The sequence below is a fragment of the Microcoleus sp. MOSTC5 genome (genome assembly GCF_036701825.1).
GTDB classification, from domain to species: Bacteria; Cyanobacteriota; Cyanobacteriia; order Cyanobacteriales; family Microcoleaceae; genus Microcoleus; species Microcoleus asticus.
Map to the genome: position 1 here is coordinate 25,022 of NZ_JAUBRK010000064.1, position 22,502 is coordinate 47,523.

Below are 22,502 nucleotides of genomic sequence, written 5' to 3' on the forward strand. Positions count from 1 at the left end.
GACAAATAGACACGCAACTGTAACGCTGACTTTCTTGCTACCGAATGGCTCAAGCATCCCTATTGAGTTCGTCATAGATACAGGCTTCACTGGGAATTGTGTCTTCCTCTAGAAGCTGTTTCATTGATGGGCTTGACCTTTAGACACGACATTCCCGCAAATTTGGCAGATAATAGTGAAGTCTTGCTACCACTTCACGAAGCGATCGTCCTTTGGGATGGTGAAGAGCGAGAAGTCCTTGTCATTGCGACAGGAAGGCGACCTTTACTTGGAACTGCCTTGCTGGATGAGCAAGAAGTTGTTATTCAGTTTACAGAAGGCGGGTTGGTGACTCGATGAGTTGTAGCTGTCCTCAAGGTTGCAAGTACGCGCGATCGAAGCTATCCCGTTCGCGCAGCGTTCCCGAAAGGTAGGGGATCGCTTTTTCTTCTAGCTCGACAATTTACGATTTACAAGTCTTTACAAAATTATGTCACTTTTTCTCACCGGCAGGGCGATCGGGGTGGTTTATTTGTTGAGTTAAGGTAGAGTAGAAGGCATTCAGATTGTTCAAAGTTAAACCGCTAGTGCAAAGTGTGGTGTGGTATTCTATGAATAGAAATTCAAATCGAAAGATTAATCAAGATGAGCGATTGAGTATCTATTCGGGTCTTTCCTCTTCTTTAAGAAAAAAATACTCGATTACTATCATTATCTTAATCGTATTAAGCGTACTCAGCATTTATATTAAATCGGATAAAGTTAACAGCAATATTTGGAGTTTTTCAGTTGAATTAAAGGTTACATCGGTAACTTTAGTTCTTCTCTTTCTTTTTTGGCTTCCTATTTTACTTCCTTGGATTCTTTCTCAACTTCCGCAAGTGCAAGGTTCTTTAAATTGGTTACGCGAACAAGGCATTGAGGAAATTGAGACTAATATACTGAGAATTAAACTAAAATACGGTGTTCAAGAAGCCTCAGAAAAATACGAAGAAAAAATATCAGATATTGGGGCTATAAATCTAACATCTCAGGAAACGCAGCAGCAGCTTGAGGGACGCTATCGAGATGCCATAGCTTTAGTTGATCCTGCGAGCGATATAGATTCAACGGAAGCATTGAAGCGGATAGATCAATTGGCTGGCTATTACGATAGGGTTAGAGATGAAATGCCCTATGGACATAACCGCACAAAATTAATGCACGAAATTTCCTCAACTATGTGGACTTTAATTCCTAAAGTTATAAATTTTCCTGTTCATGAAAGACTAAATAGCCAGAAGGGGGGAGAGCGTTTGTCTGCTTACAAGCACGTTGAGTGGAACACATCAACTGATTATATAAATTTGTTAGTTTCTAGAGCCGTTGGTATTATGGAGATGCCCTACACTCAATACGCTGCTTTATTGGCACTAAGAAGAGTGGTAACAAACAATCAATTTGCTCCCAGTAAATCAGCAGAAATCATAGATATTTTGAACTGGTCAGCAAATCTTGATTATATGCAGCCAGAGCGCCGAAAATTAATGATTGAAATTGCTTCCCTACTAAAAACAAAGGCATAAAGCCTGCTAGTTCCGCCGCATAACAACTCGCTTGCACCCAACCGAATCAACGTCATCGGGTTAGGCACGAAAGGTTATTGGCAGCCGCTGAACAGCAACGTTAGAACGAGCGACGAACCATACCATCGATCGCGACAATAGCTAACCCGGATTTGGTATGACAAACCGCAAAAACTGCAAAAAACCCGGTTTTTTCAAGAAACCGGGTTTTTATCTATTCGATCGCTCTCAACCAAATCTACAATTACTACAAGGTAGAAGTGCCACTTAAATCGCTACTTTTTGGTAGCTGAATGGGACTTGGATTCGCATTAAGTAAGAGGTCAGCTTCCTTACCAGAAGTATTAGCAGTGGGGGCGATCGCACTACCAACACTCGCCGCTTGCAAAGGAATAATTGGCTGAGTTTGAGCGCTGGTTAGAGATGTTAACAAGCTGTTAGAGTCGTAGATGAGAATGTCATCATCGATGCCACTAAAGCTATTCATGGTTGGAATTAAACCGCCGTTTAGCAAGATGTTATCGGTGGTAGTTGTGCCATCAGTTGCTGTCGAAATGGCTGGATTAGTAGCTGTTGTTAGCGGTTGTGGGTTGGCTGCTGGCGCGCTAATCGTGCTGTTTGGCTGACTAATTGATTCAGTATTCGTGCTGTTTGACTGGCTAATTGACGCAGTAGTCGTGCTGTTTTGCTGACTAATTGCTTCAGTAGTCGTGCTTGATGGGCTAGTGCTAGAACCGCTGTCGATCGCACTTAGAACATCGTCACTATCAACAGGTTCGCCGGTTAAAAGATCGGTATCCGAGGGAGTATTGAAAGCTGCGGGAAGCGCACCTCCGGGTGTGACGGGGATAAACCGAGAACTGTCGATCGCACTAAATTGAGTATCTTTCACCCAAGCTAAATGTTCGCCGGTGCCTGCGATGCTAATCAAGGCATCGTTAGTATAATTTTCGCCGCCTTGAACGATTTGCAATTGGTCAAAAGTGAGGTCTTGTGAGAGTCCGAAGTAATCGCGATCGGCCTGGAAGTAGAAAATGTTATCAAGTCCCGAACTTGGTGATAGCACAAACAGGTCGGTACTGCTGCCTCCAATCAACGTATCTTGACCGTTGCCGCCTTTGAGCACGTTGTTTCCTTCGCCGCCGTAGAGACTGTCATCGCCATCGTTGCCGTTCAGGCTGTCGTTGCCGCTGCCGCCACCTAAGAAGTCGTTGCCATTACCGCCATCAAGGGTATCGTTGCTGCTGCCGCCGTCGAGACTGTCATCGCCTTCGTTACCCAAGAGGTTGTCGCTGCCAGCTTCCCCGGTTAGCAAGTCGTTGCCGCAACCGCCGTCGAGGGTGTCGTTACCGGCACCTCCCAGCATGGTGTCGTCTTCGCATTCACCAAACATCAAGTCGTCGCCGTTACCTCCTCCCATCAAGTCGTTGCCACTGCCGCCGGCGAGGGTGTCGTCGCCGGAGTCGCCGGTGAGAGTGTCGTCGCCGGAGTCGCCGACAACCAAGTCGTTACTGGCGCCGCCGTCCATCATGTCAGTTTCATCGCCGCCGTAGAGGGTGTCTTCTCCGACTTCCCCCAACATGGTGTCTTGCCCTTCACTGCCAAACATCAAGTCGTTGCCGGCACCTCCGAAGAGTTTGTCGTCGTCGATGCTGCCGTCAATTTTGTCGTTGCCGGCACCTCCTAATAATTGGTCGTTGCCCGTACCGCCGAACAGTTCGTCGTTGCCGGCGCCGCCGTCGATGGTGTCGTAGCCGGAACCGCCGTCGATTTTGTCTTCGCCTGCTTCTCCAAAAATCCTGTCGTCGTCTTCGTTGCCCCAAACGTTGTCGTTGCCAGCGTTGGCGTTGATGAAGTCGTTGCCAGCTTGAGCCCAAATGTTGTCGTTGCCGTCGTTGCCGAGAATCGAGTCTGCGCCGGAACCACCGTCGATGTTATCCTCTCCGGTTTGTCCGAGGAGGGTGTCGGCTGCATCTCCGCCGTAGATTTGGTCGCTGCCGCGCCCGCCGTCGATGAAATCTTGGTCTTCACGGCCGTAGAGTTCGTCGTCGCCGTCGTTGCCCCACAGGGTGTCATTTCCGGTGCCGCTATCGAGGAAGTCGTCGTCGTCGTTGCCTTCGAGGCTGTCGTTGCCGGATTGACCGAAAATTTGATCGCCCCCTTCTCCCCCTGCTAAAGTATCGTTGTTTGCCCCGCCGTCAATGTAGTCGTCGCCGCTGTTGCCGTCGGCGATGTCGTTACCGTCATTTCCGAAAATACGATCGCGCCCTTCGCCTCCAGTTAAGCTGTCATCGTCTGCGCCGCCTTCTAGGTAGTCGTCGCCACTGTTACCGGAGAGGGTATCTTTGCCGATTTGACCGAAAAGTCGATCGGCCCCTTCGCCACCATCAAGGCTGTCGTTGCCAGATTCGCCCCGCAGAATGTCATCTCCGGTTTGTCCTAACAGCGTATCCTCGTTATCTCCACCCCACAGTTCGTCGTCATCGGCATTGCCTTCTAAGAAGTCGTTGCCTTGGCGGCCGTATAATTTGTCGCGGCCGTCATTGCCGGAGAGGGTATCGTTTTCGGTTCCGCCGTCAACGAAATCGTCCTCTGTTCCGCCGGCTAGGGTATCATTGCCACCTTCCCCATAGAGGCTGTCATTATCTTCGCCGCCGTCGAGTTGGTCGTTGCCGAAACCGCCGAACAGGGTATCGCTGCCGGATTCTCCCAGCAATTTGTCAGCGTCGTCTCCTCCCCAAAGGGTGTCGCTATCGTCGCCACCGAACAGGGTATCGAGGCCGGATTGACCGTAAATTCGATCGCGCCCTTCGTTCCCCTGAAGCAAATCATTGCCGGAACCGCCGTCAACAATGTCATCGCCACGGTTGCCGATAACCGTATCATCACTGACTTGTCCGAACAAACTGTCGTTATTTTCGCCACCGTCGAGAATGTCGTTACCGTCGCCGCCTTCGAGGGTATCGTTTTCAGTACCACCGTCAAGGGAGTCGTTGCCGAGTTCCCCAAAAAGTCGGTCTGTTCCTGAGTTGCCTTCGAGGATGTCATCGCCACCGAAGCCGTACAGAGTGTCGCTGTCAGCTTGACCGAGAAGGGTATCGTTACCGTCACCTGCTAAGAGTGAGTCGTCGCCGAAACCGCCTTGCAATAAGTCGTTGCCAGCTTGACCGAACAAGGTGTCTTTGCCGTCGCCACCGTAGAGGGAATCGTTGCCTTCTGCTGCATCGAGGATGTCATTGCCAGATTCCCCAAACAAGTTGTCATCGCCGGCTTTGGCTGATAAAGTGTCATCGCCTTGACCTCCCCACAGATAGTCATTGCCACTTCCGGCATCTAAAATGTCTTTGCCACTATTGCCGTAGAGGGAATCGTTGCCTTCGCCAGCATCGAGAATGTCATCGCCGTTTTCGCCGTAGAGGTAGTCGTCGCCCGCTTGGGCTGATAAAGTGTCGTCGTCTTGACCACCCCAGAGGTAATCGTTGCCTGCGCCAGCATTGAGAAAGTCTTTGCCACTATCGCCGTAAAGGGAATCGTTGCCTTCGGCTGCATCGAGGCTGTCGTTGCCGCCTTCGCCAAACAGGTAGTCATCGCCAGCTTGGGCTGATAAAGTATCGTCATCTTGACCACCCCAGAGGTAGTCGTTGCCAATTCCGGCATCGAGAATGTCTTTGCCGTCGCCGCCGTAGAGACTGTCGTTGCCTTCTGCTGCATCGAGGGAGTCGTTGCCCGCTTCGCCAAACAGTTTGTCGTCGCCTGCTTTGGCGTATAACGTGTCACCGTCTTGACCTCCCCAAAGTTGGTCGTTGCCGATTCCAGCATCGAGGATGTCTTTGCCGTCGCCACCGTAGAGGTTGTCGTTGCCTTCTGCTGCATCGAGGGAGTCGTCGCCGGCTTCGCCGTAGAGGTTGTCGTCGCCTTCTTTGCCTAGGAGGATGTCGGCATCGTCGCCGCCGTAAAGTTGGTCGTTGCCGAAGCCGGCATTTAGGGTGTCTTTGCCGGTACCGCCGTAGAGATAGTCGTTGCCTGTTCCGGCGTCTAGGGTGTCGTCGCCTGCATCGCCTGCGAGAGTGTCGTTGCCGACTTCGCCGATGAGGGTGTCTTGGTCGTCGCCGCCGGAGAGTTCGTCGTCGCCGGTGCCACCGTAGATGAGGTCGGTGTCTCCTTCTCCGTAGAGTTTGTCGTTTTCGCCTTCGCCGTAGATGGTGTCTTTGTCTTCGCCGCCGTACACAAAGTCGTCGCCAGCGCCACCGTAGAGTAAGTCTTTGCCTGTTTCGCCAAAAATTGTGTCGTTGCCGTAACCAGCGTCTCCGGCAACGGTGTCGTCATCGCTACCGGCGTAGATTAAGTCGTCGGCATCGCCACCTCGGATGTAGTCTTGACCGGCTTCACCGTATAGGGTGTCTCGGTCTTGGTTGCCGTAGATGCTGTCGCCGCCTTCGCCACCGTAGATTAGGTCATTGCCGAATTCGCCGTAGAGTTTGTCGTGGCCACCGAGTCCGTAAATGCGATCGTTCCCAGCATCGCCAGTGATAACGTTAACCGTATCGTCGCCAGTAATATTATCGTCATGCCGAGAACCGGCGACGTTTTCAATATCGGCAATTTTGTCTTGGTCGCCCCAACCGTCGATAGCATCGCCTGTTTGTAAGTTGACAGTAACGCCGTTCGGGTCGCGGCGGTAGCTGAGAATGTCGATGCCATCTCCGCCGTAAAATGAGTCATTGCCGGCATTGCCAATTAATAAATCGTTGCCTTCTAATGCCCAAATTCGGTTATCTTTTTCGTTGCCAATTAAGATGTCTTCAAAGCGAGTACCGATGATATCTTCTAAGTTTCTCAAAGCATCGGTAGTGCCAAAACCGTCTTTACCAGTACCAGCGGCAATTTCAAAATCCCGTTCGAGTTCGGTGTAATATTCGCTGGGATTGACATCGGTGACGAATTCTTTGAAACGTTGATTGGTGTTGTTGTCGTAGTCGCTATTTTCGTCAATATTAACGATAACGCCACTGGGGGAATTTCTGTAATTAACGAGATCGACTCCTTCTCCCCCGTCAATTAAATCATCGCCGATTTCTCCGATTAACGAGTCATCGCCAGTACCGCCAAATAATTCGTCATTGCCAGCGTTGCCGTTGAGAGTGTCATCGCCGCCTTGGCCTAAAAGTACGTCGTCATCGAAGCCGCCAAACAGGGTATCTCTGCCGTCACCACCATCGATGTAGTCTTGGCCTTGACTGCCGAAAAGATTGTCTTCGCCAGCTTGTCCGTAAATATCATCGTCATCGGCCCCGCCATCAATGATGTCTTGGCCGTCGCCACCTTCCAGCCAGTCATTGTTTTCGTTACCTTGGATGATGTCGTTGCCGGCTTGTCCGTAAATTCTGTCATCTCCGGTATTGCCGGAAAGCAAGTCTTGGCCGTTGCCGCCATCGATGAAGTCGTCGTCGGCGTTGCCTTCTATGGTGTCGCTGCCCTCTTGCCCGTAGAGGATGTCGTTGGCTTCGTTGCCTTGGATGAAGTCGCGGCCGCTGCCACCTTCGGCGTAGTCTTCGCCTTGGTTGCCTTGGATGATGTCGTTGCCGGTTTGGCCGTAGAGTTTGTCATCGCCGGTACCTCCGATGAGGATATCGTTGTCGCTACCACCGTCTAGGATGTCGTCGCCCTCTTCACCGAAAAGTTGGTCGTTGCCAGCCTGGCCGTAGAGTAAGTCGGCATTTAACCCACCGTAAAGTTTGTCTTTGTCTTCGCCACCATATAAAGTGTCGTTTCCGGCTTCTCCTTGTAATAAATCATCGCCTTGTTCGCCTCGCAAGTCGTCATTTCCTGTGCCGCCATTGAGGGTGTCTTTGCCAGTTCCGCCGTAAAGAGAATCGTTGTCTTCTTCTCCTTTTAAGTCATCGTCTCCTTCTTCGCCGTAGAGTTTGTCCTCACCTTGGCCCCCGTACAAGGAATCATTTTCGGTTCCGCCGTAGAGAGAGTCGTTGCCATTTTCTCCTCGGAGGTCATCGGCACCTTGTTCGTCGCGAAGTTCGTCTTCACCATCGCCACCGTAGAGGAAATCATTATCTTGACCGCCGTAAAGGGTGTCGTTGCCGTTTTCTCCTCTTAAATCGTCGCTGCCTTCATCACCTCGAAGGTCATCATTGTCATCGCCGCCGTAAGCTGTATCATTATCAGTGCCACCGTAGAATTTGTCATCTCCTTTTTGCCCCCAAAAAAGGTCGTTTCCGCCTTGACCGTAGAAGATATCGGTGTAGTCACCGCCAGTCATTGTGTCAGGAGAGGAGGAACCGCTGATAATTTCAATATTTCCAAGAGTGTCTACAGTTTTTTCGCCTTTTACAACAAAGCCATCTTCAACTTTGTAAACATCGGAATTACCAACTTTGTCTGCCCGAACTTTAATTCCAATTGGACTGCCGGAATAATTAGCAGTATCAGTTCCTCCTTCTCCCCCGTCCAAAAAGTCGAAGCCAGAATCGCCTGTTAAGGTGTCGCTATCACCAGTTCCTAGCAAAACATCGTTGCGTAAGCCACCTTGAATGTTACCATCTCCTTGAACCCAATCATCATCGTTGGTAGAACTCGTAGTAACCGTTCCTTTGGGGAAATAGAATCCTTTGGGGTGTAGTTCGTAGAAAACATTATTCAAATAATCATCAACAACATTTTTGTGTTGAGCCAGGTATACATTAAATTCATGCTCGCTAATTCCTGGACTGATCATTCCAACTCCCAATTGAAAAATTTTAGTTAATTTTTCCCAGACAAATGGGTTAGGCTGATCGAGTTGAAGCCATGTTACTGGATCGTTATTTTTGAGATTGTTGTTGGAAACATTTTCTCCTTTATATAAAGTAAGACCGCCCGCATTGATATAGCTACTTGGCGAACCCATTGCTAGGACTCTAATTCGATCTGCCTTGCTAGCTCCTCCGATTTCTTGCAAGCCATCTTCTAGGAAAAAGTTGCCTTGAGAGTGACCAACTAGAATTAGAGAATTATTTGGTGTAATAAGCCATTTGTTTACATCTGGAACCCACAGGCTATTTACCTCCTGACTAGGTGCTATATCTGGATACCAGAATTGTTTGAGAGCTTCCTTTAAATCTGGGTTAAGAGCATCAAACAAACTATTAATTGCAGCATCAATTGGAGTTGGCAAAAATTTTTGCAGAAACTTTATGGCTTTGGCTGTAAAATCAGCATCGCTGAAAAGATTAACTGCGCTTCCGCCACTAGCAAAAACATTCACAAAGCTTTTAGCTAATTCATAAGCCTCTCCAAAATCATTAAATAAATCAAAAGCTTTTTGAAAATTGCCAAGCAACGATCCAAAAAAATCACCTAAATTAAAACCAGAATCTTGAGCGTCTTTATAATCTTTGGCTTTGCTAGGGCTCCAATCATCAAAATTAATAAGATTATTAAGAGCCATTTCAAAGAGAAAATTAGTTGCAAAGGAAGCAAGGTCTACAAAATCTTTGCCACCTGATGTATTTAAGTATCTGTCATCTAGTTCAATTGATCCTCGAAAACCTGATTCACCTTGCGCCCATTTATTGTTACGGATTTTCCATTGTGCGTCAAGTAAATTCAGGTCACGATTAAACTCAAAGTCGAGAGTACGAATTCCATTGACATAGAGAAAATGAGATTTACCTCCATCTTCAACCAGTTGGTCGTAAACTTTATCGAATTCAAAGTTAGGAGTAGCCATGATTTTTATCCTAGCGTGGTAGATACAAACTGTTCTGAAAATTGACAAAGCGACTGTATCGACAAGCCCGATCGCACTTCTGCACTTCTGCACTCTCTAGCTGTCGTATATCCGTCATTTACCCAAACTGAAGTCTCGCGAAGTGCGATCGCACTTCAACTCAGTTGTCGCAATTACTGACTCAAATCAACTCAATAAATGCAACCGTGGAAATAGACTAAACCAACATCGGAAGAACCCGTTTCCAATATCCGTTGGGATGTTGGTTCGGATTTCGATCGGGAAGTTACGGGCGATGCGACTTTTGAATAACTCTCAACAAGTGCGATCGAACTTCGTAATTTCCCTTCTGTATATCTATCAGGGTGAGCTCAGTAGTTTTATGCAAAACTCTCAAGTTTTTTTTGTAAAGTTTTGCAAACACTGGTGAAAGTACGGAACAACCGGTGTTTTCGGGATTTAAGGGCGATCGAATCACGCGCTTTCCCACAATCCGGCGGGGAATTCATTCCCCGCCTCATAGCCAAAGTCCTCTCAAAGAGGACTGGTAAATTCTTCAGTCGTCTTCAGACGACTTTCGCTTTGAGGCAGGGGTTTCAACCCTTGCCGGAGTTCCGGATTGCGAGATAGCCGGATTGCGCGATCGATCTGGTTGTTAGCGCCAAAGATCGATCGCCCCTCAAGCCTTTTTGTTCTTCCTATCTACTTATCGGGGTGAGCTCAGTAGTTTTATGCAAAACTCTCAAGTTTTTTTGGTCGAGTTTTGCAAACACTGGGTGAAAGTACGGAACGACGGGTGTTTTCGGGATTTAAGGGCGATCGATGTTACGCACGGGTGGTCAGAAACCGGGTTTTTCGCAGAATACTTCGTTACAAACCTGCATAAATCGCAAAAACCCGGTTTATGCAGGTTTTGATGCGTCTTAACAAAAATTCACATCTAATTGAACAGCCCAATCCACCGCACAGCAAGACTTTCAACCATCCGCTCAAAAAAGATTTCAGAATTTCGCATAAATTCCTCCAACTCACCCTGATAAATAAATGTAGGAACAAAGTTGCGGCCGCACTGAACTATGAATGATGAGTACATCCCCTCCGAGGGGGAAGACCGCCCATCCGAGAACCAAACCGATGCTGTTGAGGGTGAGGGAGAATCGAATTTATCCCACAGACAACTTCTATATCAAGAGCTCGATCGGCTTTTCATCGAAGCTTCCCAGCATCCTCCTGGTTTTACCAGAAAGCGTTATTTGAGCCAAATTGTGACTAAGATCCAAAATTCCGGCCTGATCTGCCAAAATCATAAAAATGAACCTTTCTACCAAGATGCAGTTCAAGATCAGTGGGAGTTTTTCTGTAACAATTTGTGGGAAGCCCGCACAGGAACTCAATACGATCGCACTCGAAGTAATCCGATTACTTGGTTTAACAATTGCTTGAAGTGGCGACTTTTAACTTTGACTCTTAAGAGGGCTAAAGAAAACAAAAAGATATGCAATAACGAACAACTTTTACCAGATGGAGAATTGATCGATCTAATCAAACAGCTAGCCGATCGCGATGAAAGTCATATTCTCGAATATATTCGAGATTTTGAAGAAGTCAAAAACTGGATTGAAACCAACCCGGATGGGGTATTAAGCGAGCACATTCGAGGGCGGAAAGATCTAACTTGTCAAGTTATATTGAGAAGCTTGTCATCTGGTAAAACTTTTTCGACAATAGCATTAGAGTTTGGCTGTCCTTATCCTACACTATACGGCTTTTACAAAAAAAAATGTCGTAATCATTTGCAAGAATTTCGCGAAAATCATGGCTATTAATCATAGAAGGAGTTAAAGTAGGGAAATGAATAACAATATTACCGGAACTCAATCATTGCCAATGCCAATTACCCAAAAGGCAATTCGTTTAGCATGGCAATTTGCTTCCGCACACAATCATCCGAAAAAAATAGAACAGATTTATCTCAATACTCTGGCAGTCTTGGTAGTCCAAAATTATTTAAAAATTTTAGATATTGAAGCTGATTTGACTCAATGCGATAGCTGGAATTCAGTAATTCGGATGCTTGAGGATACGGCAGATTTGTATATTACAGGGTTGGGAAAAATTGAATGTCGCCCAATTAAGGCCATACATCAAAAGGCAGACAACGGCAATCAAAATTTACAAGCAAATACCTATGAAATATGTCCTATTCCTATCGAAGCTAGGGAGGAACGTATCGGTTATATTGTAGTAGAAATTGATGGGGATAACAAGGAAGCAAGATTGCTGGGATTTTCTCCGACTGCCAAGACGGGAGAATTAGTATTAAGGGATTTAAATTCTTTGGATGACTTTTTGATTCACCTCGAACATTTGTCGGAATCTAAAGTCAATCTTCGTCAGTGGTTGAATCAGATATCTAGATCGGATTTGGAGTCTATTGAATCAGTATCTAATCCACATCCTGAGACTTCGCCTGTTGAGATTAAAAACCCAGTTAAATCTAATTCAGGCAATTGGTTGCAAAATCTTAGAGAAAGAGGTTGGCATAAAATTGAGCAAGGTAAACAAAATTTAGAAGATTTAATTTTTCCTGATGAGCACCTAAGTCCTGCATTTAGAGGAGGTGGAAATTCTAGTGGCGAATCTGCCTCCCAGGGCTATCACAGCAGCATGAATAGGTTTCCTGCAGCCGATGCTGTGCGGGCAAAGTTGATAGACTTACGAATGCGTTTGGGCAGAACTACTGTTGCTTTGTTGGTTGCTATTACCAAAGAGGGCGATCGCACTTTCAAAGTCCAGGTTCAATTATATCCGGCGATGGGAGAGCGTTACCTACCAACAAATATTAAACTTTCCTTAATATCCGACATCGGAGAAAACCTAAACGAGTCACAATCAAGGATTCAGGACAGGTGCATTTTGCTGGAAGATATTGAGGTAGAGGGAGACGAGAGCTTTAGTATTCGAGTAGCTTTGGATAATTTCAGCGTCACAGAAAATTTTGTGGTATGATATTTTGATTCACTGCGATCGCATCAAATTTATGAGCTTAAGATTTATCTTGGGTTTAGGGATGGGAGATCTAAAAAAGGGTTTTCCCGACATCACAGGGGAGTTTCAAGAAAGCCGAACAACAGTCCATAAATTTAAAGGAAGTTTGCCACCAGCGTCGGAAGTTGAGGAGATGCAAAGAAGGTGGCAAAATATTTGCCTTGCTAGACAATCTAGCAACATATTTTCTAGGATTAAAGTCAAGCCCACAGGGATCACAAATATTTCTGAAGAGAATCCTAAATTTATCTATCAATGCTTGAATGAAGTGATGAGCCAGTGGCTGAGTAGTGAGGAATTTTATGCTGGAATTGAGCATAATTTTAGAAACGTAGTTGATGCTTTTGGTGGCAGATATCAGTGCTTTGAAGTATTTCTAGAAATAAAAGATTCAGAAAATTGGCATCTACCTTGGGATGCGTGGAAATTTCGCGAAGATTACAAAAATTGTGAGATAATTAAAAGTCCGTCACAGTATAGAAAAGCTCTCAAACAGGCAACTATAGGCGGAATGCCTCTGCCTTCGCGAGGTAGAATTTTATGTGTCTCCGGTAATAGTGAGGGACTCGATCTGCAACAAGATGAGAAAAGTATTCAGAGATCTTTGGGCTACGATCGCTGCGAGTTACAATTTATTCACCAGCCAACACCGGAAAAGTTACGCGAGAAGTTGTTAAAGGATGAAAAAAATTGGCAGATTTTATATTACGGCGGACATAGCAATAGCAATGCTGTCAAGGGATGGCTGCATATTAATCAAGCAGATTGCGATAATACTGTCACAATAGACTATTTAAAAGAGGGGTTGGAAAAATCAATTTTTCAAGGATTGGAGTTGCTAATTTTAAACTCTTGTTCTAGCCTCCAATTGGCAGCAGATTTAGTTGCTGGAGGCTTGCCTTTACCGTCAATGATTGTGATGCGTGCGCCGATACCCGATAAAATTGCTCACGATTTTGTTAAGTCTTTATTCGGATATTTAAGCGAAGACAATCCTTTGTTTTTAGCAGTACGAAAAGCTAAGGATGATTTGCAGAAGTGGGAATCTGAGTTCCCTGGCGCGAGCGCGATACCAGTGCTCTGTCAGCAGCCAACTTTTGAGGGGTTGACTTTACCGCAATTAGAGTGCGATCGCCCGGTTGTTGCTGTGGGAGATGTTTTGGGTGATACTGGGGGCTATCGCCCAAACAACGATATCTCTATTTTTATTTCTAATTTGATGCAGCGCCTGGGAATCGGTTTAGCTACTACCGCTAGCAGTTATATGTTAATGGGCCCGATACTTGCCCCAGTTGCTAATCAAATTGGCATGGAAAACCACCGTAAAAATAAACCTTTAATTGCTAAAACATTCTACAATTTAGCAAGTTTAATTAACCTAAATTATGCACAACCTTACTATAACTTAGCTATGTTGTGCGACGAATTGAATGACGATAGAGGTGCGTTAGAGGCAATGCAAAATGCTGTATTGCGAGGACTTCCTGATGCTTCTGCTCAAATATCTAAATTATTCATCCGCAAGGATAAACATCAAGCAGCTTTAAAGGCGATAAACCTTTGTTTAGAACACGCTAAACACGACGGAGTAAAAGCTGCTTGTATCAAAAATCGCGGCTGGATACGGTTCAAAGAAAAGCAATATGACGATGCCGAAATAGATTTTCAAACAGCAATTGGATTGAAAGATAATAGCCCTGAAGCTCAGTGTTATTTAGCACAGGTTCTGGAAACTAAAGGTAAACCACATGAAGCGTTATATCACTGGAAAAAAACGATTAAATATTCTAAATCTAGCGTACCAGAACAAGAGCAATGTATCCAAAGTGCCAAACAACATTTACGAATAAAAGGAAATATCAAGTGAAAATCAGGATTGCAGTTTTTATAGCTTTAAGCTCGATCGCAACTACCGCACTAGCAGCCAGTAACAGAATATCCAACGGACTGATTATCCATAGTAGCGGGGAAGTTGCGATCGAGCGCCAAGACGGCCGAATTGTTCGCCCTACCAGCGGTACGCCGATTTATCCGGGAGACAAATTGCGAACAGCACAAAACGCACAACTGACGATCCAATGTGCAGATTTGGGAATTAAGTCGATCGCACCGGGTGAAAATCAATTGAATAGCTGTTTGTTTACCAAAGAAGAGTCGAAATCTGATTGCAGCACCGACTTGATTAAATGTCCCGATCGCGGCGACGGTAAAATTGCTTGGAATAGCGCGCCAATTCCTTATATTATCAGTCCGAGGCGGACACAATTGCTCGACAGCAAGCCAATTTTGCGGTGGAATCCGGTTGCTGGTGCGACTAGCTATAAGTTGAGCCTCCGCGAAAATGGAGCGAAATTAAACTGGGAAATGACTGTTAGCGGCACTGAGGCTGTGTATCCGGGGGAACCAGCGCTGAAACCGGGTGTTAAGTACAGATTAATTGTCGAGGCGAATACGGGCGTTTCTTCAGAAAGTGCCGTGGGAGAAGGAGATATAGAGTTTGGGTTGCTGGATGAGAAGCAGGTTCAGGCCGTTAAGGATGCAGTTGGGGCGATCGACAAACAAGTACCTAACGAAAACGCCAAAAATTTAGCAATTTCTAGCGTCTATCTTAACACAAACTTGATTGCCGAAGCAAGAGAAATTTTAGAAAAGTTACAAGAAACAGGAGTGGAAACACCGCCCATTTATCGCACGTTGGGCGACCTGTATCTGGAAAAGCTACAACTGGTTCCCCAGGCTGAAGTCTACTATTCCAAGGTGATTAATACGGCGAAACCTGACGATATTGAGGAGTTGACAGTGGCTCGATACGGATTGGGACAAGTTCATTCAGCGATGAGAAATAATCTGGAAGCTATGAAATATTTGCGACTGGCAAAAGATGGATATACAACTTTGGGAGATTTGCCGATGGCGGAGAAAGTAGAGAAGCAATTGCGGGATTTGCAAAGAAGGGAAGAGAGGAAATAGTAACGCGCTGTGACGTGAATTCCGGCAGGGCTTGTGACGTGAATTCCGGCAGGGAATGAATTCCCTGCCTCAAAGCTTAAGTCCACTTTAGTGGACTTATATCAAAGTTTTTCTATAGTCCTTTTCAGTGGACTAATACCAAACTTTTTTCTACAGTCCTCTGAAGAGGACTTTCGCTATGAGCCAAGGAATTCATTCCCTGGCGGACTTTGGGACTGTCAGAGGGCGCTGGCGGACTTTCGCAATTATCAGAGTGTACGAGATATCATCTACTAAAAAAACAATGAAATCAACAAACAGAAAACCCCGCTTTTTCCTCACCTTTCTCTCATTTACCGCCTTAACAATGTGGGAAATAGGACTTTTCGCCCCATCCCAAACAGCCACAGCCCAAATCACCCCCGCAACCGACGGCACGAATACTCAAATTACTCCCAGCGGCAACCAATTTAACATCCAAGGCGGCCAACAATCCGGTGACGGTGCAAATCTATTTCACAGTTTCCAGCAATTTGGTTTAACTCAAGGACAAACTGCTAATTTTATATCAAATCCCAATATTCGCAATATTTTAGGGCGCGTTGTCGGCGGCGATGCTTCGCTGATTAACGGATTAATTCAAGTTACGGGCGGCAATTCCAACTTGTTTTTAATGAATCCGGCGGGAATTGTTTTCGGTACAAATGCCAGTTTGAACGTGCCTGCTGCTTTCACTGCTACTACTGCGACGGGCATCGGTTTTGGCAATAACTGGTTTAGTGTGGCTGGTACTAATAATTATGCTTTATTAGTCGGAAATCCTAATAGTTTTGCTTTCACAAATACACAGCCGGGAGGAATTGTCAATTTAGGCAATTTGGCAGTGGAACAAGGGCAAAATTTAAGTTTATTGGGCGGCACGGTTTTGAGTACGGGACAACTTTCTGCACCGGGAGGTAATATTATTATTGTGGCGGTTCCCGGCGAGAGTTTAGTCAGAATTAGTCAACCGGGAAATCTGTTGAGTTTGGAGATTCAGCCGCAATCTGTAGCGGGCAGTTTGCCTCAAAATTGGGTGTTGCCAATTGCATCTTTGCCACAGTTGTTGGCGGGTGGCGGGGGAAGTGCCACGGGGGTAACAGTCAACGCTGCAGGGCAAATAGAATTAACTGGTTCTGGTTTACAGGTAGAGAATGGAGATGTCACTGCTAAAGAAGTAACTGCGGAGACTGCAACGCTGTCAGCTAATCGCAATTTGACATTAGTTGAAAGTCAGTTACGTACAACTGGTGATTTGAATTTGCTGGCTGACAATACAGTGCGCGTGCGCGATAGTGTGGTAAATCCATTTGTGGCGAATGCTGGCGGAAATCTCTACATTCAGGGAAATCAAAGTATCGATTTTTTGGCGCTGAATCATCTTTCGCAAACGCCTTTTGTGAGCGGCGGAAATCTGACTTTAGTGAGTGATGGTATCATATCAACAGATGCTCACTTTCGCAGTGGCAGTAACACATCGATTGTTGATTTATCTGGTAAACCTGCGAATTTTATTAGTCTGTACGATCCAATTTTTACACAACCTGATGACTATACTTCAGGGGGTTACACGGGTGCATCTCTCAAGGTAGATACAACTTCGGGTACAGGAAATATTATTTTTAATGGAGATATCAATATTACGAGTGCCGATGCAACTTATGCTGGTGCTTCTCCGGGTACAGATGAATTTATTTTGGGTAATTCGCGATCGGTAATTTTGCGATCTGGTGGCAACATTCAAACAAGAAATATTGATACTTATAACAATACCTTCGGTAAGGGCATAGGTCCTCTAGTTATGCAAGCTAAAGGCAACATTATTTCTGGGAAATATACGGGCGCATCTATCAAAATAGATACGACTTTTGGTACGGGAAATATTATTTTTAATGGAGATATAGATATTACGAGTGCCGATGCAACTTATGCGGGTGCTACTACGGGTGATGAATTTATATTAGGCAGTTTCCGATCGGTAATTTTGCGATCGGGCGGCAACATTCAAACAGGAAATATTAGTGCTTATACGAGTACCCCGACGAACATAGGCCCTGTAATTATGCAAGCTACAGGCAACATTCAAACAGAAACGATTAGGACAGAGGGGATAAATGCTGATGGTGGTGATATATCTTTGACTGCTGGAGGCAACATCCTTGCAGGAAGACTTTCTACTTTTCTTAGTGTGGGCGGCAGTGGCAAGGGCGGTGATATTACTTTGAATGCAGGTGGCACTATTTCTACAGGTAGTCTAGCTTCTTTCGCACCCAGCGGAGCGGGTGACATTACTCTCAAAGCAAAAAACGATATCTCTATTAACTGTTCTAACGCCCCTGTTTGTATAGAAAGTTTTGCTGGGGGTTTTGGATTAACACCTACTGGGACGAGCGGTAATGTTACTATCATCAGCGAACAGGGTTCTATTATTTTCCAGCAGACTCCCCAAGCTATAGATACCAGTAATAACGCTTCTCTCGGCATTCCTGGCTCTGTAAATTTACAAGCAAGGGGGAATATTACTTTAGGTAGGATATCAGCATTAAGTTATGATAGTTCAAAATCTGATGGCGCAAATATCAATATTAAAAGTGTAAATGGTAATATCGAGCTTGGCGATATCAATAATTCTTCAGCCGGGGGCAATGGTGGATCAATTACTTTGAATGCCGATCGCAATATTACGACTGGCAATCTCAATGTAACGGCGAATCAAGAGGGCGGCCCGATCGCACTTACGAGCACTGCCGGTTCCATAAATACCGGAACGATCGATACTACGGGCGATCACGCTGCTGGAAATATTACCATTCAAGCCAGCACTGGCATCACAACACTGACAACAGGAAGTGCGATCGCCGGTACTTCTAGTAACGGCAACGGTAGCAATGTTACTTTATCTACTGCCAACGGTGACATTAATATAGGTAGCGTGTCAGTATCGGGAATACAGGGTGGAAATCTTAACCTTACTAATAGCAATGGAAATATCACTACAGGTCAGCTATTGACAAGTTATGACGGTTCATCTCCCGAGCTTAAAACTAACAGAGGCGGCAATGTTAATTTAAATGCTACAGGAAATATTACTACGAGCGACATCCGGGCGAGCGGCAATCAAGACGGCGGCTCAATCACGTTTAAAAGCGGCGGGGCGATCGACACTACTGCTGGAATCATAAATGCGATCGGCGGCAACAATGGCGGCAATATTTCCCTCGAAGCTGGAACCAACATCAGTACGGCAGGAATTGGTAGCGCCCTATTATTAAGCGGTTTCAACGCCAATAGCGGGAATCTTCGCATTCAAAGCGGCGGTAATATCGACACAACTGCCGGCCCAATTATTACCGCTGCGGCAAATGGTAAAGGCGGAGGTGTCACCATAATTGCTGGCGGAACTATTGCGACATCTGATATTAATTCCCGCACTTTCGCTCCCAGTATTACTGTGACTGGTGGCAATATTGATGTCCAGGCCAAGGACACTATTACTGCTAAGGGAAATATCGAAACCAACCACAATAATATTACTTTTAACGCTCCGGTAACATTAGCTGATAACCTGTCAGTCAAAATTTTAGAGACTGGCGATATTACTTTTCAGTCTACTGTTGACGGGCCTTACAATCTGACTGTTCAACCCGATGCGGGAAGTGTTGATTTTGGTGGTGCTGTTGGCAGTGTTGCTCCCCTCAACAGCGTCAATATTCAAGATGATATCCCCGAAAGTTCCGCTGCAATTAACATTATTACTACGAATAATATTACAGCCAAAAATATCATCTCACCCGCCGGAATTTCTTTGTTTAGTGAGAACGGAGAAATCACCACAGGTGATCTCGATGCGACTTCCCCTAACAATGGCGGTAATATCGCTTTGAGCGCTGGAACTAATATTGCTGCGGGCGATATCAATACCTCGTCTGCTGGTAATGGTGGCAGTATCTTGCTCGACGCTACCGGAAGTATTACTGTTGGTAAAATTGACTCTTCGGCGCAGGGGAATGCAGGGAATGTCACGGCTTATAACCGCAGTGCTGCGGGCGATATTACGGTGAGTCAAATTAACGCTCAAAGTGGTCTCGGCAAGGGTACGGGAGGCAATGTCGAGATTCAAATGGGAAGGTTTTTTCGATCGCTCAATTCCTTCACAGACAGAAACGGCATCAATGCTAGCATTTCTACGGCTGGAAGTCCTGGAGATAGCAGCGGCGGTACTATAATTATCCGCCACGGAGGCGCAGGATTAACGCCGTTTATTGTGGGTGATTCTGCCACAAATGGAACGGCGGGTGCAATTACTAGGGGAAATTCTAATCCTATTCAAACAATTTTGCGGGATAACTCCTATCTTTATACTCACAGACAGGATGTCGATCGCATTCAAATTATTTCCGTACCGCCGCCAATAGTTGCACCCACACCAGCAGCTACTCCAACGCCCACACCCACACCAGCAGCTACTCCAACGCCCACACCCACACCAGCAGCTACTCCAACGCCCGCAGCTACTCCATCGCCCGCACCCACAGCCGCAGCTACTCCATCGCCCGCACCCACAGTCGCAGCTACTCCAGCGCCTTCCCCAACACCGACTCCAGCGCCTGCAGGCACACCCTCCCCGCAACTCCCACCGCGTTTACCCGTCGCACCTTCCCCAACTCCCGAAAGCTTGATCGCACGTGCCCCAACACCGGAAAGCTTGATCGCACCTTTCCCAATTCTCCAAATATTTATCGCACCTGCCCCAATTCCCGAAAGTTTGATCGCACCTTCGGCAACACCCGATCCGATACCTGGTTTTCCCCTCAACATCCGACTACCTGAATTGCCCGATTCATTCGTACTGCCACCCCGCGCGCGCCCCACGCAGCCCTCAACTCCCACAACCCCAAACGCTGCTGCCCGCATAGCTTCGAGACCTACCCTTCCCTCTGTTTCCCAAATCACCTCCTCCCTCGCCTCTCAACCTGCGATCGCCCCCCAACCTTCAAACACCCCAAATCCCGCGCCCACAGCCCCTCTTGTCTCTCTAACCCAACCGTTAGCTCCAATTCAGCCAGCACCTGCAAGTGCGATCGTACCCGCGCCTGCAAGCTCGATCATACCTGCACCCGTCCCCGCACCCGCTGTCAGCCCAAGCCAAAATCCCCAACAAGATTTAGCTTTTTTAATTGGCGATTTATTGGGTGCTAAAACTTCTTTCGAGCTAAATCCTGAAACGGGAAATACCAGAGTTGGCTTTCAACTAGACAATAATCGACAAATATCGATCGACATACCGCCCGCTGAAACACCCAATCTTACCTTTATCCCAGCTTCAGAAAACCCTCCAGAAAACCCGTCGCAGCTTGGCGCTTCTTCCACGGAACAACCCGACGGATACATAGTCTTAAATCCCCCTCCCGCCGAGACGCCTCCTCCAGAACAACCTGCTGAAAACCCTACTAATTGGTTGGCAAATATTCCCCAAATCTCTCTGCCGCAAATAAAATCACCTCCCGTTAATCCAGTACCCGCACCAACACCAGCACCAGCACCAACTCCTGCCCCCGCACCAGCCCCAACTCCCGAACCAACTCCTGCCCCAACTCCCGAACCAACTCCCGAACCAACTCCCACTCCCCCTCCGATCGCAGAAAATCCCCCACCCGCAGATATCCCAAATATCTTTCCCTCACAAATTAGCAGGTCGCTCGTCGAACAAACTTTAGAACAAGGCAATGCTAACGATGCTATTGCTCTAATTGACCAGCTATTTGAACAAGACTACGAAAATTATTATGGGGAAAATTTCACGGATAAAAAAATCAACGTTCAATATCTGAGAGAAACTCTTAAAACAATTAAGGAGGAAACCGGGAAGCAAGCTGTAATTGTTTACGCTGTGGCAGGAATCAGAGACTTGTGGCTAATTTTAGTAGTTCCAGATGGCCCTCCGATTATCAAAAAAGTCGCCATTGCCACAATAATAGAATTAAAGGAAACTGTGAAATACTTGCAGGAATCTTTAGGGAATCCTTTCGATTCGCAAGATACAAGATATTTGCCAAGCGCCCAGGAACTTTACAAATGGTTAGTTGCACCGATTTCTCAAAATTTAGAATCATTAAATATCGACACTCTCATTTTTGCATTTGATGCCGGTTTGCGCCAATTGCCCATAGCAGCTTTGCACGATGGCAACCAATTTTTAATAGAAAAATACAGTTTAGGTTCAATTCCCAGCATCAGCTTGACTAACACCAATTATCAAAGTTTGCGGAATGCCCAAGTTTTAGCAATGGGTGCTTCAGAGTTTCCCTATAAAGATCCTTTGCCTGCGGTGCCGATCGAATTATCTGCGATCGCCGGGAGGAGAACAGAAACGCAAAATCAAGCAGCATTTCCCTTGTGGCAAGGTCGCTCTTTTCTCAATCAAGAATTCACCCTGCAAAACCTGAGGAAACAGCGCGAACAACAGGCATTTGGAATCGTTCACTTAGCTACTCACGCCAGTTTTCCTCAAGGCGAAAACGGACGCAAGGAAGCTGAGATTGATTTGTGGGACAGCTCTTTGGCGCTGGATGAATTTAGGTTGGCGAAGTGGTACGATCGCCGACAAGTAGAATTATTAGTGCTGAGTGCCTGCGAAACAGCGATCGGGGACAATACAGCAGAAATGGGATTTGCTGGACTGGCCGTCCGCAGCGGTGTCAAATCAGCTTTGGCAAGTTTGTGGAAAGTTAATGATATCGGCACTTTGGGGTTGATGACCGAGTTTTATGGCAATTTGCGATCGGAAAACATTAAAGCTGAAGCGCTCAGAAAAGCTCAACTGGCAATGATCCACAAACAAATTGTAGTAAAAGACGGTCAATTGCGGGGAACTCAAGGCGCGATCGACCTTACTCAATCGGCACAAGTAGCAAATTCAGATTTATCTCATCCGAAGTTTTGGGCCGGATTCACAATCATTGGCAGTCCTTGGTAATAGGCGATATCTGTAGGGAAACGGCACGGCGTCTTGTCCGGCGCGATATCTGTAAGGAAACGGCACAGCGCCGTGTCCGGCGCGGAGATTAACGACGACTACTATCTTTTTATGTCATAAATTTGCTATGAAGAGGACAACTCAACTCTAGGGCGTCGGTTCAGTATTAGGAGTTGACAAAAAAAGGAATTTATGAAATTAGCCAGTGCATGAGTTCGAGTCT

General features: G+C 46.3%; 8 protein-coding genes. 7 read left to right on the top strand and 1 reads right to left on the bottom strand.

Annotated features, from left to right (window positions below; translation table 11 throughout):
- Positions 1 to 126: 126 nt before the first annotated feature.
- A complete protein-coding gene (locus QUA54_RS27540; protein WP_333417442.1) occupies positions 127 to 339 on the top strand; it encodes a hypothetical protein in 213 nt (70 codons plus the stop codon).
- 251 nt (positions 340 to 590) lie between these two features.
- Positions 591 to 1,544, top strand: a complete 954-nt coding sequence (locus tag QUA54_RS27545) for a hypothetical protein (RefSeq protein ID WP_333417444.1) — start codon at positions 591 to 593, stop codon at positions 1,542 to 1,544.
- Positions 1,545 to 1,791: 247 nt separating this feature from the next.
- On the opposite strand, the gene QUA54_RS27550 is transcribed toward QUA54_RS27545, so the two are convergent.
- Positions 1,792 to 9,267, bottom strand: coding sequence for a hypothetical protein (locus QUA54_RS27550; RefSeq protein ID WP_333417446.1), 7,476 nt, complete (start codon positions 9,265 to 9,267; stop codon positions 1,792 to 1,794).
- A 1,076-nt stretch (positions 9,268 to 10,343) separates the two neighbouring features.
- Here QUA54_RS27550 and QUA54_RS27555 point away from each other — a divergent pair.
- The 5 genes from QUA54_RS27555 to QUA54_RS27575 all read left to right on the top strand — a co-directional run bounded on the left by QUA54_RS27555 (position 10,344) and on the right by QUA54_RS27575 (position 22,279).
- The gene (locus QUA54_RS27555) at positions 10,344 to 11,093 is read left to right on the top strand and encodes a hypothetical protein (protein ID WP_333417448.1); all 750 of its coding nucleotides are present in this window, start codon (positions 10,344 to 10,346) and stop codon (positions 11,091 to 11,093) included.
- 25 nt (positions 11,094 to 11,118) lie between these two features.
- Positions 11,119 to 12,276 carry a DUF1822 family protein gene (locus tag QUA54_RS27560; protein ID WP_333417450.1) on the top strand — a complete coding sequence of 386 codons (1,158 nt, stop codon included), beginning with the start codon at positions 11,119 to 11,121 and terminating at the stop codon, positions 12,274 to 12,276.
- Complete coding sequence (locus tag QUA54_RS27565; protein ID WP_333417452.1) at positions 12,266 to 14,182, top strand: CHAT domain-containing protein; 1,917 nt, start codon at positions 12,266 to 12,268, stop codon at positions 14,180 to 14,182. Before QUA54_RS27560 ends, QUA54_RS27565 begins: the two co-directional genes overlap by 11 nt.
- Positions 14,179 to 15,285, top strand: a complete 1,107-nt coding sequence (locus tag QUA54_RS27570) for a hypothetical protein (RefSeq protein ID WP_333417453.1) — start codon at positions 14,179 to 14,181, stop codon at positions 15,283 to 15,285. Before QUA54_RS27565 ends, QUA54_RS27570 begins: the two co-directional genes overlap by 4 nt.
- Before the next feature lie 346 nt (positions 15,286 to 15,631).
- Entirely contained in the window at positions 15,632 to 22,279 is a 6,648-nt protein-coding gene (locus QUA54_RS27575) for a CHAT domain-containing protein (RefSeq protein WP_445301594.1), read from the top strand.
- The last annotated feature ends 223 nt before the right edge of the window (positions 22,280 to 22,502 follow it).

What these genes read in the sequence shown, in the direction of transcription:
- QUA54_RS27540 (WP_333417442.1), top strand. Translation starts at nt 127, where the DNA reads ATGGGCTTGACCTTTAGACACGACATTCCCGCAAATTTGGCAGATAAT.
- QUA54_RS27575 (WP_445301594.1), top strand. Translation starts at nt 15,632, where the DNA reads ATGTGGGAAATAGGACTTTTCGCCCCATCCCAAACAGCCACAGCCCAA.
- QUA54_RS27560 (WP_333417450.1), top strand. Translation starts at nt 11,119, where the DNA reads ATGAATAACAATATTACCGGAACTCAATCATTGCCAATGCCAATTACC.
- QUA54_RS27550 (WP_333417446.1), bottom strand. Translation starts at nt 9,267, where the DNA reads ATGGCTACTCCTAACTTTGAATTCGATAAAGTTTACGACCAACTGGTT.
- QUA54_RS27545 (WP_333417444.1), top strand. Translation starts at nt 591, where the DNA reads ATGAATAGAAATTCAAATCGAAAGATTAATCAAGATGAGCGATTGAGT.
- QUA54_RS27555 (WP_333417448.1), top strand. Translation starts at nt 10,344, where the DNA reads ATGAATGATGAGTACATCCCCTCCGAGGGGGAAGACCGCCCATCCGAG.